The organism is Pseudoalteromonas sp. JB197, assembly GCF_002332205.1.
GTDB lineage: Bacteria > Pseudomonadota > Gammaproteobacteria > Enterobacterales > Alteromonadaceae > Pseudoalteromonas > Pseudoalteromonas nigrifaciens.
Window position 1 is genome coordinate 1,305,732 of sequence record NZ_NRGZ01000001.1, and the last position, 14,775, is coordinate 1,320,506.

The 14,775-nt window shown below is 38.9% G+C and carries 20 protein-coding genes; 2 read left to right on the top strand and 18 right to left on the bottom strand.

Annotated features, from left to right (window positions below; all coding sequences use genetic code 11):
• Window positions 1–26 precede the first annotated feature (26 nt).
• The 12 genes from CIK86_RS06210 to CIK86_RS06250 all read right to left on the bottom strand — a co-directional run bounded on the left by CIK86_RS06210 (window position 27) and on the right by CIK86_RS06250 (window position 6,151).
• Window positions 27–404: a hypothetical protein gene (locus CIK86_RS06210; protein ID WP_086994092.1), complete on the bottom strand. Its 378-nt coding sequence runs from the start codon at window positions 402–404 to the stop codon at window positions 27–29.
• 1 nt (window position 405) lies between these two features.
• Window positions 406–576 carry a hypothetical protein gene (locus tag CIK86_RS19220; protein WP_176359659.1) on the bottom strand — a complete coding sequence of 57 codons (171 nt, stop codon included), beginning with the start codon at window positions 574–576 and terminating at the stop codon, window positions 406–408.
• The gene (locus CIK86_RS19225) at window positions 576–713 is read right to left on the bottom strand and encodes a hypothetical protein (RefSeq protein WP_176359658.1); all 138 of its coding nucleotides are present in this window, start codon (window positions 711–713) and stop codon (window positions 576–578) included. Before CIK86_RS19225 ends, CIK86_RS19220 begins: the two co-directional genes overlap by 1 nt.
• A gap of 10 nt (window positions 714–723) precedes the next feature.
• Window positions 724–1,041: a hypothetical protein gene (locus CIK86_RS06215; protein ID WP_086994089.1), complete on the bottom strand. Its 318-nt coding sequence runs from the start codon at window positions 1,039–1,041 to the stop codon at window positions 724–726.
• A gap of 9 nt (window positions 1,042–1,050) precedes the next feature.
• Window positions 1,051–1,944, bottom strand: a complete 894-nt coding sequence (locus CIK86_RS06220) for a major capsid protein P2 (RefSeq protein WP_254910711.1) — start codon at window positions 1,942–1,944, stop codon at window positions 1,051–1,053.
• A 141-nt stretch (window positions 1,945–2,085) separates the two neighbouring features.
• Window positions 2,086–2,211, bottom strand: a complete 126-nt coding sequence (locus CIK86_RS19360; RefSeq protein WP_257010379.1) for a hypothetical protein — start codon at window positions 2,209–2,211, stop codon at window positions 2,086–2,088.
• 151 nt (window positions 2,212–2,362) lie between these two features.
• Window positions 2,363–3,055 carry a hypothetical protein gene (locus tag CIK86_RS06225; protein WP_086994086.1) on the bottom strand — a complete coding sequence of 231 codons (693 nt, stop codon included), beginning with the start codon at window positions 3,053–3,055 and terminating at the stop codon, window positions 2,363–2,365.
• Between the two features lie 2 nt (window positions 3,056–3,057).
• The gene (locus CIK86_RS06230; protein WP_086994083.1) at window positions 3,058–3,663 is read right to left on the bottom strand and encodes a hypothetical protein; all 606 of its coding nucleotides are present in this window, start codon (window positions 3,661–3,663) and stop codon (window positions 3,058–3,060) included.
• Window positions 3,664–3,674: 11 nt separating this feature from the next.
• Window positions 3,675–4,292, bottom strand: coding sequence for a hypothetical protein (locus CIK86_RS06235; protein WP_086994081.1), 618 nt, complete (start codon window positions 4,290–4,292; stop codon window positions 3,675–3,677).
• A 99-nt stretch (window positions 4,293–4,391) separates the two neighbouring features.
• On the bottom strand, window positions 4,392–4,616 hold the full coding sequence (locus CIK86_RS06240) for a hypothetical protein (protein ID WP_086994078.1): 225 nt from the start codon (window positions 4,614–4,616) through the stop codon (window positions 4,392–4,394).
• On the bottom strand, window positions 4,613–4,951 hold the full coding sequence (locus CIK86_RS06245) for a hypothetical protein (RefSeq protein WP_086994075.1): 339 nt from the start codon (window positions 4,949–4,951) through the stop codon (window positions 4,613–4,615). Before CIK86_RS06245 ends, CIK86_RS06240 begins: the two co-directional genes overlap by 4 nt.
• A gap of 951 nt (window positions 4,952–5,902) precedes the next feature.
• Window positions 5,903–6,151 carry a hypothetical protein gene (locus tag CIK86_RS06250; protein ID WP_086994072.1) on the bottom strand — a complete coding sequence of 83 codons (249 nt, stop codon included), beginning with the start codon at window positions 6,149–6,151 and terminating at the stop codon, window positions 5,903–5,905.
• A gap of 250 nt (window positions 6,152–6,401) precedes the next feature.
• Between CIK86_RS06250 and CIK86_RS06255 the strand changes: the two genes are divergently transcribed.
• Complete coding sequence (locus CIK86_RS06255) at window positions 6,402–6,680, top strand: hypothetical protein (RefSeq protein WP_086994068.1); 279 nt, start codon at window positions 6,402–6,404, stop codon at window positions 6,678–6,680.
• Window positions 6,681–8,496: 1,816 nt separating this feature from the next.
• Here CIK86_RS06255 and CIK86_RS06260 read toward each other — a convergent pair.
• The 4 genes from CIK86_RS06260 to CIK86_RS06275 all read right to left on the bottom strand — a co-directional run bounded on the left by CIK86_RS06260 (window position 8,497) and on the right by CIK86_RS06275 (window position 10,632).
• Window positions 8,497–8,718, bottom strand: coding sequence for a DUF1090 domain-containing protein (locus CIK86_RS06260; protein ID WP_086996938.1), 222 nt, complete (start codon window positions 8,716–8,718; stop codon window positions 8,497–8,499).
• A 238-nt stretch (window positions 8,719–8,956) separates the two neighbouring features.
• A complete protein-coding gene (locus CIK86_RS06265) occupies window positions 8,957–9,529 on the bottom strand; it encodes a tRNA-(ms[2]io[6]A)-hydroxylase (RefSeq protein ID WP_011328238.1) in 573 nt (190 codons plus the stop codon).
• 87 nt (window positions 9,530–9,616) lie between these two features.
• Window positions 9,617–10,249: a sulfotransferase gene (locus CIK86_RS06270; RefSeq protein WP_086996941.1), complete on the bottom strand. Its 633-nt coding sequence runs from the start codon at window positions 10,247–10,249 to the stop codon at window positions 9,617–9,619.
• Window positions 10,250–10,257: 8 nt separating this feature from the next.
• Window positions 10,258–10,632: an MAPEG family protein gene (locus tag CIK86_RS06275; RefSeq protein WP_011328240.1), complete on the bottom strand. Its 375-nt coding sequence runs from the start codon at window positions 10,630–10,632 to the stop codon at window positions 10,258–10,260.
• Between the two features lie 121 nt (window positions 10,633–10,753).
• Between CIK86_RS06275 and CIK86_RS06280 the strand changes: the two genes are divergently transcribed.
• Window positions 10,754–12,100: a DUF2254 domain-containing protein gene (locus tag CIK86_RS06280; RefSeq protein WP_086996944.1), complete on the top strand. Its 1,347-nt coding sequence runs from the start codon at window positions 10,754–10,756 to the stop codon at window positions 12,098–12,100.
• A 9-nt stretch (window positions 12,101–12,109) separates the two neighbouring features.
• Here CIK86_RS06280 and CIK86_RS06285 read toward each other — a convergent pair whose 3' ends face one another.
• A complete protein-coding gene (locus tag CIK86_RS06285; protein ID WP_011328242.1) occupies window positions 12,110–12,820 on the bottom strand; it encodes an SIMPL domain-containing protein in 711 nt (236 codons plus the stop codon).
• Between the two features lie 217 nt (window positions 12,821–13,037).
• Window positions 13,038–14,732, bottom strand: coding sequence for an NAD-dependent malic enzyme (locus CIK86_RS06290; RefSeq protein WP_086996947.1), 1,695 nt, complete (start codon window positions 14,730–14,732; stop codon window positions 13,038–13,040).
• Window positions 14,733–14,775: the final 43 nt, after the last annotated feature.

Consider the following 14,775-nt stretch of genomic DNA (forward strand, 5'->3'; position numbering starts at 1 on the left):
GTGCGCCCCTTTAACCGTTAATATTTTCATAATTTCACCCTGTAAATATATTCATCACTGCCGAAAAAGGCCTTTCGAATTTCAACCAGTTGCGGCTTTATAGCTAGTGCGCTAACGCCTTTTGCTAAAAAGTGTGGGTTTTTTGTGTGATACCGAATCGAACTAAACCCGCGCTGCTTTGCAAATAAAACAAATTCATTTACTGCGCGCGCTAGGTTTGTTCCGGCCACTGCTACAAAAACAAGCTCTCTACCTTCTGGCCGAATAATAGCGGCTACTTGGCGATTACTTGTTATCCATGTAGTTGCTAACCCCTGTTTAATTTCGCGCTTGATTAACCCCGCGCCGCCCTTCATGGCTGGCGCTAGCTTGTCTTTCACGCTTTCAAAGCTGATTTTTTGCATATTATTTTTTCATAATAAATACAAGGGCTAGGCCAGCAATACCGAACAGCAACCAAGGGCTAACCCCTGTTCCGCCATAGTTCAGGCCACCGAAGTTTGTTGTTGAACCAAACGACTGATCACCATTTTCAGCACTGCTTGCGCCGCCGCTAACGCTATACCCTGCACCCATTATTTACCACCTGTATAAACTTGATATGCAATATAGCCACCGCCAGCAACTAACCCTAATTTGACCGTGCTGTTTAATAGCGAGCTAAGCGCCAAGCCAACACCGCCGCCCGCTGCAAACACTAGTAATAAAGGCATTTTTATCCCCTTATTTTTTCATCACTAGCAATACGGCAATTAGACCGCCAGCAATTAACAGCCTGTTGTCTACACCTGCAATTATTTGATTGCTAAACATTGGCGCGCCGTTTTGCTGCTGCGAACCCGTGACCGCAACCGTTGTTGAACCATCAACGGTATTACCTTTCATTGGCTCAGCTTGCTTTAAGTTATCAACGTTTTTAGCTGCATCAGATTGCGCGGCCTTTTGGTATTCTGTGTATGCGTTGTACTGGTCAGTGACCACGGCGGCCGCGCCGTCGTATAAGTCACCGCCAATATCAACTATTGAATCCCACCAAGACATAAAACCCCCTTAGCTATTTAAAACTAGTTGCTCAAGCTGTGCGCGAGTTGGCAATGCTTTAACTTGTTTATAACCCTGGATATGCGTTTTAATTGCACCTTTACCGCTTACGATAAATTCAAAGTTAAGCCCCAGCGTATTAAACGCACCTTCTGCACCAAAACCCAATGCAGTAAAGTCTAAAATACAATAACCCGCTTGCGGTGCTACACCTGCCAAGCGCTGCAAACTAAAATCAAGGTCACTACGCATAACACGATGAATAACGTTTGAGCCACGCTTAACGCGAATTTCTGATATGGTCACTTCATTTTCAGCAAATACCATGCGCTGCACATGCTCTGCTGCGCTGCCATTTGGAAATGCCCATGTATGTTCGCCACTTGCTGCACTAAACTGTGTATGCTCGTAACGGGTAGGTACAAAAATTCGGCCAGTTGGTTTTTTATCAGTTACCCATGCCTTTGCTTTTAGCGTGGGCACAACAGGGTCTGTTTCGCCTTTGGCTTTAAATTTAATTTGCAGTGTTACTGTGTCTGTTAGCTCAGTAACTAGTTGTGTTTGGTAAACGCCTTGCGACGTGCGAAATTCAAACTTTGACAGGTCAAGAACAAATCGGCCTTCTTGTTGAAATTTTTGATACGCTTTATCTAATACATCCAACATTACGTTAGACGAATAAACAACCGGTGTACCGCTAATATCAACGGTGATTTTTTCAATTGTTGGCACTTCTTTTAAATTTGTCTCCAACTCAATAGAGTGATAAACAAGGCCAGCTTGCAACTTGATTGTTGCCTCTTCTTCGTATGCTACGCCCGTTGCACCTTCCAATTGAATCATGGTCGGTTGCATTTTGCCCATAATGCGAGCAATGGCGGCAGATAAATTTGTTTCGTTCATTTTTTAACGTCCTGCGTTAGTGTTTATTCGGGGTTAGTTGGCAAGGCCAATTAACCAATTACGTCTTCTACTGCATCAACGTTGTTTGATGCCCATACAACACCCGCTGCAATCAGTGTGCAAATACCAATTACCATGTAGTTACTTTTGTTCAATTTCATTTTTTGCGCTCTCGCTTTTGCTGTTTAAAATAAAGTGTTTAATAATTTTTACTGCTGCAAACGCTGCAACCGCTGCGCCTGTGCCGACTATAATTTGTTTGTTCACATTTGCGCTCTGCGTTGTGTGCTTGCTTAAGTGGCTTTTAGTAAACGCTATGGTTTCGGCTTAGGTCAATGGGGTAAAATGAGGGCTAACCTAATAGGTTTATTTAGACGAAAAAAAACCGCAATTAAGCGGTTTTTGTTTGGAGAATGATTTAAAAGCGCAGTTTTCCATTTTTTACATTACCAAAGCCCTCGCCTTTAAAATAATATTCGAGCTTGTTTAGTGCCATAATATCGGCGGCTTTAACTTGCAGTTCCTTAGCTACTCGCTCAACATCACTTATTAAATTTTGGCAACCGACCCATTTATAACCGGACATAGAAATAACGGTGTTTGGTATCGGTGCCAAGCGCTGGCTAATAGAATGAACCATAATATTAAATTTACGGCCTGCCTCTAATAACTCGCCATAAATAGAGTCTTCATCGCCTGCGGTAATGGTTACACGGTTAATTTCCTCAGCTATGAAATGCAAAGTTTTAGGGTGCTTACCGTTACCCATTCCCCAAACAATGCCACACACTTTTAAAAACAGCTTACGAATGCTGCTTTTGTCTTTTGGTGGATTAGTGGGAGTGAATGCAATTTTAAAACCTTGCTTAGTTTTACGGCCAGCGTGTAAAGCCATTAAAAAGCCTTTTAGGCTTGAGTAGGTGCGAACCTGACGCCCTAAAAACTCTTTATCTTTGTATTGGCCGTATAAATCCCAAAACACAACCTGATCCGTTGCTTTGATTAACCCCATTTTACGGGTTGCAGTTGATTTGCCCGACCCCGTAGAGCCTGCATAAAGCGCATGGGTGATATTTAGCGCGTCATTTGGGTTGATAGGTGATAAAGCCATGATTAAGCCGCCTTTGTTTGTTCTGGCGCGGTTTCTGGCTGCTGTGGTTCATTACTTTGCGCTTTTTGTTCATCGGGTGTGGGAGTTTCGTCTGTATTGACTACTTTTTCTTTATCCATCGCCTTAAGTGCCTTAATTTGACTCACTGAACCATAAGTGAGAGAGCCCACCGCAAGCGCTGCCATTACCTCGGCTTCATAATCGCCCATCATAGACACCAACGACCCGCTATATTTTTGTATAGCTGGGGCAACGGCTTTAATCGTTTCTTGTTTTTCAACGGGATCAATTGCAAACTTATGATGCCCGAACTTCTTAAACATAAACTCTAAGCTACCTAAAAACTTGGTAGCAGCAAACAATGAACCCTCTTCACTTTTGAGCTCTTTTGCCAGTTCGGCTTGTTGGGCTTCTTTTTGTTCCTGAGTGAGTGGCTTTGCATCTTCAACCCCTGCGGCTTTTGGATCAAAGTCACCATCATCTAACCCCAACGCTTTAGCCATAGCTTGAACTTCATCTTCACGGTTTATTTCATCTTCAATAGATGGCTTAAACTCTTCGTTTAATGCGGCTTGCTCGGCTTGTTGTTCTTTGCTTTTGTCTGTCATGATTTACCCTATTAAATTGCTAGTAATGCACCTAAGCCCGCGCCGATAATGGCAAACAGGCCAATACGCTTGGCATTTTCAGGCTTTGCCTGCTCTACTGGGTCGGCTGTTTCGGTTTGAGCCGCTGTTTTAGCGGTATCAAGCGGCTTAACTGGTTCGCTTGTTTCGGCTAGTTTTTCGGTTAACGGTTCGGCTTGCGTTGGGCTGTAAACCGCTATTTCTGCGGTATCTATCGGCTTAAGCGGTTCGCCAGTTTTACCATCGACCTCCAAACCGCACTCTAAACCTATAGCCTTAATTTCATCTATTACGCTTGGTTCGTCTGCTGTTTTTTCTTCGAAAATTTTCACAGGTAATTCGCCTGGCATGTCACAGGTTTTTTGTAAGGCTTCAATATTCGGCTGCATGTTAGCTGCTATTTTTTCTTGATAGGCAGCGCCCGCGCACTGGTCGGTTTTGCACTCGTCACAAATTAAGTAAAGGGTATTTTTACGCTTTCCCTTTGGTCTGTGAACACTGGCAACCGACCCACAATGATGTAGGTAAACCCCAAGCACAGGATTTTTACTTGTGCGAAGTGGAATTGTTCCACCATCAGGCGCCGGTACTGTTTTAATTGGTAGTTTCATTGTTATTCCAAAAATATGAGTTTAAATAATCCCACAACGGCTAGCAGCAAAAGAAGAGCAAGGCAGACGGCAATAACAACAAGTGAATAACTTAAAACTTCAATCACTTGTTAACTCAACGAGTTTCTTTAATTCTCCAAGTTCTTTAATGGCCTGTTGGCTCTCTTGTTTCAGTTCCCCGCATAGTGCGACCATCATTTTCAATAAAACTAACGTTTCATCCCCTAAATTTACCGCCGCTGTTTTGGCTTGGAGCATACTTGCGCGCTTAGTTACTTCTGCTGCAACTTCAACTCTATTAATTTGTGTGCTTATTTCTTTCACTTGATCACCTTTTTAGATATGAACTCTAAAAGCTCTATTGTTTTGGGGGTTAATGTGTTCTCTTGCTTAATATCCTCAAGCAAATATTTAATATTCATATTTTCGACTTCACGCACTGAATAAGGGTTACTTGAACGGTGCTCTCTGCCCTGAATAGTGCGTTTATTAACAAGCCTGCTTACAAACTTTTTATCTGGCTGATTGCTTATGTGCTCCTGTGGTTCTGGGTTTTCACTTGAATCGGGAGCATATACACTGTTTGAGCGACCAGCTCCGAATCCATTACCTACCACGCGCGTTTTACCTGAAAAAAGCTTGATTAACTTCTTAAACATTTAGGTACCTATTTAATTAAATCGGCCTGAAAACCGCAAAAAACGAAATTTGTGGATAAGTGGACAGAATCCGCTGCGCGTATTACTGACACACTTACCGCACAATACAATCAGCCGTGGATATGTGGACAAAACCCCCTGCGGGGCTTGTTGACGCACATACCGCACCGCCCAATAAGTTTTCTTTTAATTTTTAATAAAATTGCTTGGCCTTTTTTTGCGCCTAGCGGCGGGCCAAATGCTGGCCCCTGCGGGGCTATTCTCCTCACTTACGCCCATGGGGTTGTATGGGCCGCAATAAAGAGCCATTGCGACCCAGAATAATGTTGGCCCCTGCGGGGCTTTTCTCTGGGTTTATGATGCGCGCCCTAAAAGGGCTGGGAACTGTTACTACTTGCTGCCCCTCGCTGCGCTTCGGGTGCAGCAAGCCCCTTGTAAACCGCTATAAGATTAACCGAACTCAATCGGTACTTATGCTAATTACAATAGAGGCGCCACACCCAAAGTCGCATTGAGGGGCTTATCAAAGAACATTAACCAATGTGCTTTGGTAAGCCTTACTTCGGATGGCGGTTTGCTTAGGCAAGCGTACCGCAAGAGTGACTTAAAAGAGCTTTCAACCTACGCCCCCCTTATGCCCCTGCTCACTCTCATAACGTTGGCCGTGTTCCTAACGGTTATAGGCGGGAGGGTGCGAACCTCCAATTACCCCAGTTGGGCGCTTATCCTAGCCAGTAATGTTATCGCTTCGTACAGGTTGAGCTTTCGGCATTGTTCCCGTGATAGCTCAATTGGGATACTCAACCCCCACGATTTTGGTACGCACAAACCACAAAACTCTATGATCCAATTTGTGCACAAACCCCAAAACCATTTATTTAACGAGTGTATTTTTAGGTAAAGCCACCGTAATGGCCTTAACTAAAAACACAAAAACCAGCACAAGGCTGGTTAATTTATTAGGTTTTGGGCCTTAGCCACGGCTTTGAATTTCTCGTACTCTTGCGGTAGCACTTGACATGAACCGCAGTACTCACCTTTGCTGATAAAATAAATCAGTTCACATTCATCATTAAAAGATAACGAATCAAAGAAAACGGCCATGCCATTGTCTGTACTGGCTATTTTAGTTTGCAGAGAAACCCTAATACTTGCACCCAGTGCGTTTTGTAAATCTATTTTTTTTAATTTTTCTAACATGATTAATTCCCTAAACTTGGCATTTAACAATTTTTAACAGTTTGTTCATGCTTGGTTAGGTTGGTGGCGGTTACTGTATTGCGCAGTAACCGCCACCTGCTGCCAAGCATAGTGCAAAACAGTCGAATGACTGATTCGGGAGAATGATAGCCACAAGATGTGGAATAGTCCATACCTTGTGGCCTAGTGCACAATGTGTTAACTAGCACTATAATCGAAACACCGACACGCCAAGACGGATGCAAAACATATGAAAATAACCACTTCGCTAGAACTACTTGATTGGTTCAGAGACACCGCAGATATTGACTCAGACTACATGGTTTGGAAACTGACAGGCATATCAAAACAGACACTTAGCAGTATCAGAACTGGTGAACGTGAATTTGCAGAACATATCTCATTACAGTTACTTTTGATTGCAGACCACCCAGAACCCTTGAAAACACTGGCTTTGATAGAGGCAAATAAGGCGGAAAAGAAGGGAAAGCCTGAGATAGCTAAATTATGGCGCAAAAGTGCGGCTTAGATGAGTTTTACCCCCGTCAGAATGTCGTTACTAAAAAAGGTAAGTTCAGGGCTGGCGCGCCCTGCAATTGGGTTGGGTTCTTACGATTTATATTATGTTAAATAGAGTTTAAAATAAGCTATTCAGTATAACTATGTGTGTTGTAAGCCTTCTCGTTACGAGATTATTAAGTGTATTTTACGTTTTTAAGTAAATTCAATACAGCTGCTTTCCTACTACTACGAATACATAACTTTAAATATGGATGCTTTACTTACATGAGCCCTATAAAGCAAGTTTGTTATTTAAACATGTATTTGTATAAAACAAGCCCGCTGATAATTTAGCGGTTAAAGTTCTCCTTGTTTATAAAGCGCACCTATCTATAACTAACCAGTCTGCAAGTATATTGTTATGCCTTTGCTATATTTTCAATTCAAATAACGGAATTTTGCTGCTTACTACTTATGTGGCTTCTTATACTCTTTGTATATAAACACTTATGTTGCAATTATTATCTTATCTAGCTTAATGAATCAGGCCCCTTAAAGCATTTCTTTCTTTTAGCTATGCATAAATTACCAATTTAACTTAGGTAATATTCAGCTACTATTTCATACCTACACGTTACTTATAAATCTCTATATGCATATCCTTGCTTAACTTATTCTATAAATTTACTAGCAGCCTTACTGTGATTTTAACTAAGTGATAATTCAATTAAATTTGCGCTATAACTTACTACATAATTAACGCCTATAAATAAGCTTAAGTCTTTAACCTAGTTAATCGCTTTATTTTATCTTCTATTCCAATAGCTAACTAACATTTCTATTTCAATCCCATGCTGTTTTATTACTCTTTATGAGTAACAATCCGGCCATAATATTTGAATTGATATACCATATGCTTATACTTTGGCTATCAGTTGTAATAGTTTTTTATAAATAAACCTCAAAAAGATCTGGTTTATCACTGTTACACACATGGGTTTTACCTGTATTTACATAGCTAGTTTTACAAAATAACGCTATTAACAGTAATAAATCAGCTGGTTTAGTTCGTTTTATAAGCAGGTGCTTTAAATAGCCTATTATGTAGGGTTTTAATTTTCAGTTTTAGTTATATTTGGTTTAATTATTAGTCATTTAAATTATGTTAAATTGTGGTGTGATTATGTTTATCACAGTAATGCGCTTGGTTATTTAACTAAAACTCCCTGCTGATAGTGGTTTTAACTATGAACTTCTAAGTTGTTGAAAGACAGCTGGTATAAAACAGAGTAATGGAAACGCGCTTCCCCATAATGTTTGATTGCTATTTGTAGTATGACTTTTTAAGTGTATTTTAATTAGGCTAGTTTTAAAGATTGAAGTGCCCTGCACTGTATATAGTTATTGTTGCGTAATAATGTAATTAAATATGATGGTTAATCCGATAATATTCGCAGTACACTCGCTGTTAACGATAACCTAAAGCGTTAACAACAAGTAGCCACTGGTGATTTAATTAATTTTGCCAAGCTCATCTTTCAGATGTTTTAGTTTAAGCTTTTCTGCTGTAATCTTTTTTTGATACTTACTAGGGCCTGTTTATCTTTCGAGGTTAAATTTGCAGCAGTATGTTTGGTATTTAGGCAAAGCAGAGCCTATGTAGTGTGGTTATTCCCCATAAATAGGCGATAACGCAGCATAAATGCCAAACATGCGCTGCCCTTTGGGTTCTTTCTAGGGACGATTAACTCTTTGTTGTTCGGTTTTTACTTAGCCCACTAGGTTACAAACCTCGCGCCGCGATTTAATCGCCCCTAGATTGAACAAATTTTAATCCTGAAAGGTCAACAGGCCCTAACTTTATCACTTTTACCTGCTTGTTTAGCATCTAGCAGATCTTCTTCATATTCAGCAATATCATTGTTAGCATCGTTTATTTTTTCTATTAAATCTTCTTTCAATACTTTTTCGCTGCAATTAGCTTTTGCTGCATGTAATGCTTTTTTCAACCCTTCAATCTTGTACTTATTACCATGTTCCTTAGCTATGGCAAGCTGGCTTTCTATCTCGCAAAATTTTTTTCACAGCCAGACAAATCACTACACGCTAATGATGCAGCAACCGGTGTGGATGATAGCATAAATAGAATACCTGCTGTTGTTGGTATTACTTTATATTTTGAAAATATATTAATCATCAGCTTTGTCCAAACATAATAATTATTAAATTATGCGTAATTGTTACAAACAAAAAAGCGCCAAATATAAATTTAGCGCTTTTAGAGTATGGCATTAACAGCTTAAATTAATGCAGTGCCGCAGTAAACGGAATGCTTTCACAAATTTTAGCTTCCGCTATTAGTAGCTCTTCTAGGCGTATGTCTACTTCTTCTTTATCAAAATACTCATACGCTAGTTCTACAAATAAGTTTTTATGTTTTTCTTCTGATTCGGCAATCGCAATGTAAAACTCTTTTTCTTTGCCCTCTGGTAACGCTTGCGCCACTAGTGAAAAACGTTCGTGCCCTCTTGCCTCAATAACCCCACCGACTAATAATCGATCCATTAAAAAACCGTCGCGGCCGTGTCTAAATAAAGCACGTATTTGTTTTATATAAGGGTCTTTTTTGTCGTCACCTAAATTTACATCACGTGAAATTAAAATTTTCAGCACTTCTTTAAAATGAATCATTTCTTCAAGTGCTAAGTCTGCCATAGCTGTAACCAGTTTACGTTTATCGGGGTAATGCGACAGCATAGACATGGCCATACCCGATGCTTTTTTTTCGGCTGCGGCGTGGTCTTGTAAAAAAGTATCGAAGTCATCAAGTACAACTTCGGTCCATTCAAATGGAGTGTGGTATTTTAATTCAAACATGCTCTGTACTACTTATAACAAGGTGTAAAATAATGCGCAGATTTTAGCGTATATTAGGTAAAAAATCATGCTCCTAAGCCTGTAAAGTTAAACCTTGTAGCGTAACAGTTTATCTATGCGCCCTTTTGCTGTTGATTCAACTTTTAGCGGATGTTTTATATCGTTCCAGGCAGTAACTTTGCCGCCCATATTCATTTTTTCAAAATCTGTTTTATTACTTTTAATCGCTAAAAAATCACAGAGCATTTTGTAGCTTTGCGGTTTTGCTATATTTATTGATAAAAAGCGTTGCTCTTGGTGTTTAAAATAATTTTTAGCGTCATTGATATGCGTGTTATAACAATGCGTTAAGTAACTATCATCGTTTATATTATCAATTGTTAAATTACTAAATGTATTTAAATAACAATGCTTTATATGAATGTTAAAGCCACCATCAGTGCGTGTTAAATTAGTATGCATACGTAATAATAATTGCTTTATTGATGGTAGCCATACGTTAAGCTCACGCTCTAAATAAATAAATTTTGCATCCGGATAATACTTATCGAGAGCTTTATAATCATTAAAAATTGGCGTATCGGCAATTGCATGGGCGTTATCAAAACAATTGTTTGTGTAAGCAGTATGCGCTGTTGGTATACCAAACTCTAAAAAAGCATGGCAAACACTTGTAGTGCCTGTACGCGGTAAACCAATAATAAATATTTTGTTATTCATAATTAAATTTAACTAAAGCGGGTTAATAAAATAACTAAAGCACTTATAAGCATAGTTAAAAATGTAGCTATAACACCAATTTGGCGGTACTTTAGGTTTTTTTCTACTATGCCAAAATTATGAAAAACGCGGCCTATAAGTAGCATTGCACCAAGTGCATGGCAATAATGACTCGCTAACCCCTGATATTCTGCTAAAAAAAGCAAAATAATAGCAAACGGTACATATTCCATAAAATTACCATGGGCACGAATTGCCCGTTGCAACTGTGGATTTTCGCCTTCACCAAGTGATATTTGCGCTGCCCTGCGCACGTTTATTACGTTAAAGCTTAAGTAAATATAGTAAAATGCAAGTAATGCAGCGTATGTTGAAATGATCACAGTATTATCCTAATATTTTTGGCAATAATAACACACAAGTTAACCTTCATTATCAGAAGTTTAGTTTACAACTATGCTAAAGTATTAATAATACTCTTATACAATAAAGCATAAGGATTTTATGTTTGTACCTCGCAAAGTAGCCGACAGTTATCGAGAAATGATAAATAGTATTGGCTTTTACCCTTCTTTACTTTCAATTGCATTTTTAACCTTTGCGGTTATTACGATGTCGGTTGAATATATGCCCATTATTGAAAAGCTAAAGTCGTTTATATCTGTAGTATTAGTAGATAGCGCCGAAAATGCGCGAACTGTTTTAAGTACCTTAGCCGGCAGTATTATTTCGTTAACTGTGTTTAGTTTTTCAATGGTAATGGTGGTATTAAACTCAGCCAGTGCCAGTTTATCGCCGCGTGTAGTACCTGGATTAATAACCCGGAAATCTCACCAACTGGTATTAGGTTTTTATTTAGGCAGTATTATTTACTCAGTAATTATGCTCATAAATATTAATAAACTCGAGAATGGCGCCATGGCTATACCGGCACTTGGGGTATTATTTGCGCTTATTTTTGGTTTGATTTCGTTAGGGCTATTCGTATTTTTTATTCACTCTATATCTCGCGCTATTCAAGTAGATAATGTTTTAAATGGTTTATTTAGCCAAACAAAAAGTGAAATTAAAACCATTATTAAAAGTCAGCAAGAAGCGCCGCTTAAAAATCTTCCCGACTTTACTGATTGGCATTCTATAAATAGTCAAACTGAAGGCTACTACAAAGGAGTGCACACCGATAAGCTTTGCGCCTTATTATCTGCAGAAGAAATTGAGCTTTATATCACTGTTAAACAAGGTTATTTTACAGTTAAAGGTTATCCATTTTTAAAGTGTAATAAAGATATTTCAAGTAATGATGAGTTAATTGCTAAAATTTTAAGCTGTTTTATTTTTTATATAGAAGAGTATATTAGCGACCATTACCGTTATGGTTTAACGCAAATATCAGAAATAGCCGTTAAAGCGATGAGCCCAGGCATAAACGATCCGGGTACAGCAGTTAAAGCCATTGATATGTTAAGTATTTTATTAATTAAACGACTTTCAATAAGTGATATTAATTACAGCTTTAAACACAGCAAAGATACGCCATTATTATATATACACGAAACCCGCTTTGATGAATTACTGCATGATAATTTTACCCCGCTACGTAATTACGCTAAAGGCGATGCGTACGTAATGACTAATGTGTTAGAAGCATTTAAAAATATTTTATTTGTTGCTCACGAAAATTCAGCGGCGAGGGAAAGTTTATTTAATTATTTAAATGCTATTGTTGATGACATTAACGAGCACGTAACGAATGAGTACGACAGGCAGGAAATTAATAATATGCTTAAATCAATTGCCCGTATTAGTAAGCAACAAGGTGATACATTACTGGCACGTTTTAAGCGCCAGTAAGTTATAAACTTAATCTATATAATAAACTGCATAACTAGATGCAGTTATAATGATTTCACCTGCATGATAGGCATCGGGTACATAATTACTCGGTGTACTATCTGAGAGCATCACTTTTTCGGCGCGCATATAAGGGGCCGATTGCACATTTAATGGCTGCATAGATGCGCTATATAAGCCTTTTAACTCTACGCCAAACTCACTGCTAAATTCTTTAGCTGCATCGCGAGTATCTTTTATAGCCAGTTTTTGCGCTTTTTTGTAGAGTTCATCGTAATTGCTTGCTAAAAAACGCGTATGGTTAATTTCGTTAATACCATTGTTTACTAAGTTTTGTAGTAGCTCGGGATATTTATTAATGGCATTAAGCTTAACCGTTAAAGATCTGCTAACCCTAAAACCTTTAAATTGTTGCTCACCGCTTTCACGATTATATTGGCTTTCTCGGTTTATTGATATTTGCCCGGCATTAATATCTGCATCACTTACACCTAATGCTGTTACTAATTTTATTGCCTTAGCCATGGTTATATCGGTTTTATTTTTTGCAGCAATTAAATCTTTATCTATTTCGGTAATGCCAACATTTAATAATACATGGTCTGGCATGGTGGTAATTGTTGCCTCACCTTTAACATAAATATGCGGTGTATCGGGTGTGGCCGCAGCAAATGCATTAAAGCTCAGTGCTGCACCTAAAAATAAAGTAAACGTTTTCATAAGTGAATCCTTTTATATTAACCGTAACAACTGGTTATATTACTAACTTTATTAAATTCGCAATCCTTTATTGGTCACTAATTTAATACAAAAAGTATTTACAGCTTGCTATATATTAAGCTTATTAAACACTTTAAGTGGTTAATTACAGATGAACAAGTACAAAAAACAGGCCGTAGCCTGTTTTTTAATTATTACTAAATACTAAGTTGCAGCTTTAAATGCTACTGCGCTTATAGTTACGGTACTTAGGTAACCAGTAGTTTTTATCGATAGCAGCCCATAGTGCGTCATCAGAAATATCAAGAGCAACGCCCTCTTCAATCGCTTTTTTGCCTACAGCAAATGCAATACGTTTACTTAGGGTTTCAATTTCTGTAAGTGCCGGTAATAAACTACCTTTGCCAGTATTTGCACGCGGCGATGATTCAGCCAGCATTTCGCTAGAAACACTTAACATAGCATCTGTAATACGCGTTGCTTTTGCAGCTATAACCCCTAAACCAATTCCCGGGAAAATATAACTGTTGTTACACTGCGGAATTGGGAAAAGCTCACCATTATATTCAACTGGGGCAAATGGGCTACCTGTAGCAACAAGTGCTTTACCTTCGGTCCAGTTAATAATATCTATTGGCTGTGCTTCTACCTGTTTTGACGGGTTACTTAATGGGAAAATAATAGGTTGTTCACAACCTGAATACATAGCGCGTATTACTTGTTCGGTAAATAAACCAGGTTGGCCCGAAACACCAATTAAAATATCGGGTTTAGAGCAATGCATTACATCAAGTAATGACGCAAATTCGCCGCTGTACGTCCATTCACTCAAACGAGCTTGTGGTTGCGCTAAAACTTGCTGAAAGTCGCGTAGACCTTCCATACCTTCCGATAACAAACCAAAGCGGTCAACCATAAATACCTGGCTGCGTGCTTGCGCTTCGCTAATACCTTCAAAAACCATTTGGCTTACAATTTGCTCAGCAATACCACAACCCGCAGAGCCAGCACCAACAAATACTACTTTTTGATCTGCTAGGCGTTCGTTTTTAACTCTACACGCAGCAAGCAATGAGCCAACAGTTACTGCAGCTGTGCCTTGAATGTCGTCATTAAAACTACAAATTTCATTGCGGTAACGTTTCAGCAGTGGCATCGCATTTGGCTGAGCAAAGTCTTCAAACTGTAGTAATACATTTGGCCAGCGACGCTTGATTGCTTTAATAAATAAGTCTAAAAACTCATCGTACTCATCTTGAGTAATACGCTTATGACGCGCACCCATATACATAGGATCGTTTAATAGCTTCTCGTTATTTGTACCCACATCTAGCATTACCGGTAATGTATACGCAGGGCTAATGCCACCACATGCGGTATACAAAGATAGCTTACCAATAGGAATACCCATGCCACCAATACCTTGGTCACCTAAGCCTAAAATGCGTTCACCATCGGTTACCACAATTACTTTTACTTTACCTTTGGTGGCATTGCGTAAAATGTCGTCTATTTGAAAACGATTTTCATATGAAATAAATAATCCACGTGCGCTGCGATATATATCTGAGAATTTTTCACAGGCATCACCCACTGTTGGGGTGTAAATTATTGGCATCATTTCTTCAATATGATCACGCACTAAACGATAATAAAGTGTTTCGTTATTATCTTGAATTGCACGTAAATAAATATGCTTATTAAGATTGTCGGTAAAACTAGAATACTGCTGGTAACAACGCTCTACCTGCTCTTCGATTGTTTCATAACGAGGAGGCAGTAAACCCGCAATATTAAAGTTTTCGCGTTCTTTTTGGCTAAATGCACTGCCTTTATTGAGTAATGGCGTTTCAAGAAGGCCGGGGCCAGAATGATGAATATAAAGATAATTTGGATCGGTATTTGTAGTCATATTTCCAAGCTTTACTTAGTCTTAAGTTATGATCTGCCATTAT

Bases quoted from the DNA above. Each gene is read 5' to 3' on its own strand.
- CIK86_RS06225 (WP_086994086.1), bottom strand. From the start codon at position 3,055: ATGGCTTTATCACCTATCAACCCAAATGACGCGCTAAATATCACCCAT.
- CIK86_RS06265 (WP_011328238.1), bottom strand. From the start codon at position 9,529: ATGTTTGAATTAAAATACCACACTCCATTTGAATGGACCGAAGTTGTA.
- CIK86_RS06245 (WP_086994075.1), bottom strand. From the start codon at position 4,951: ATGTTTAAGAAGTTAATCAAGCTTTTTTCAGGTAAAACGCGCGTGGTA.
- CIK86_RS06235 (WP_086994081.1), bottom strand. From the start codon at position 4,292: ATGAAACTACCAATTAAAACAGTACCGGCGCCTGATGGTGGAACAATT.
- CIK86_RS19220 (WP_176359659.1), bottom strand. From the start codon at position 576: ATGGGTGCAGGGTATAGCGTTAGCGGCGGCGCAAGCAGTGCTGAAAAT.
- CIK86_RS06215 (WP_086994089.1), bottom strand. From the start codon at position 1,041: ATGTCTTGGTGGGATTCAATAGTTGATATTGGCGGTGACTTATACGAC.
- CIK86_RS06280 (WP_086996944.1), top strand. From the start codon at position 10,754: ATGTTTGTACCTCGCAAAGTAGCCGACAGTTATCGAGAAATGATAAAT.
- CIK86_RS06255 (WP_086994068.1), top strand. From the start codon at position 6,402: ATGAAAATAACCACTTCGCTAGAACTACTTGATTGGTTCAGAGACACC.
- CIK86_RS19225 (WP_176359658.1), bottom strand. From the start codon at position 713: ATGCCTTTATTACTAGTGTTTGCAGCGGGCGGCGGTGTTGGCTTGGCG.
- CIK86_RS06290 (WP_086996947.1), bottom strand. From the start codon at position 14,732: ATGACTACAAATACCGATCCAAATTATCTTTATATTCATCATTCTGGC.
- CIK86_RS06230 (WP_086994083.1), bottom strand. From the start codon at position 3,663: ATGACAGACAAAAGCAAAGAACAACAAGCCGAGCAAGCCGCATTAAAC.
- CIK86_RS06285 (WP_011328242.1), bottom strand. From the start codon at position 12,820: ATGAAAACGTTTACTTTATTTTTAGGTGCAGCACTGAGCTTTAATGCA.
- CIK86_RS06210 (WP_086994092.1), bottom strand. From the start codon at position 404: ATGCAAAAAATCAGCTTTGAAAGCGTGAAAGACAAGCTAGCGCCAGCC.
- CIK86_RS06250 (WP_086994072.1), bottom strand. From the start codon at position 6,151: ATGTTAGAAAAATTAAAAAAAATAGATTTACAAAACGCACTGGGTGCA.
- CIK86_RS06270 (WP_086996941.1), bottom strand. From the start codon at position 10,249: ATGAATAACAAAATATTTATTATTGGTTTACCGCGTACAGGCACTACA.
- CIK86_RS06220 (WP_254910711.1), bottom strand. From the start codon at position 1,944: ATGAACGAAACAAATTTATCTGCCGCCATTGCTCGCATTATGGGCAAA.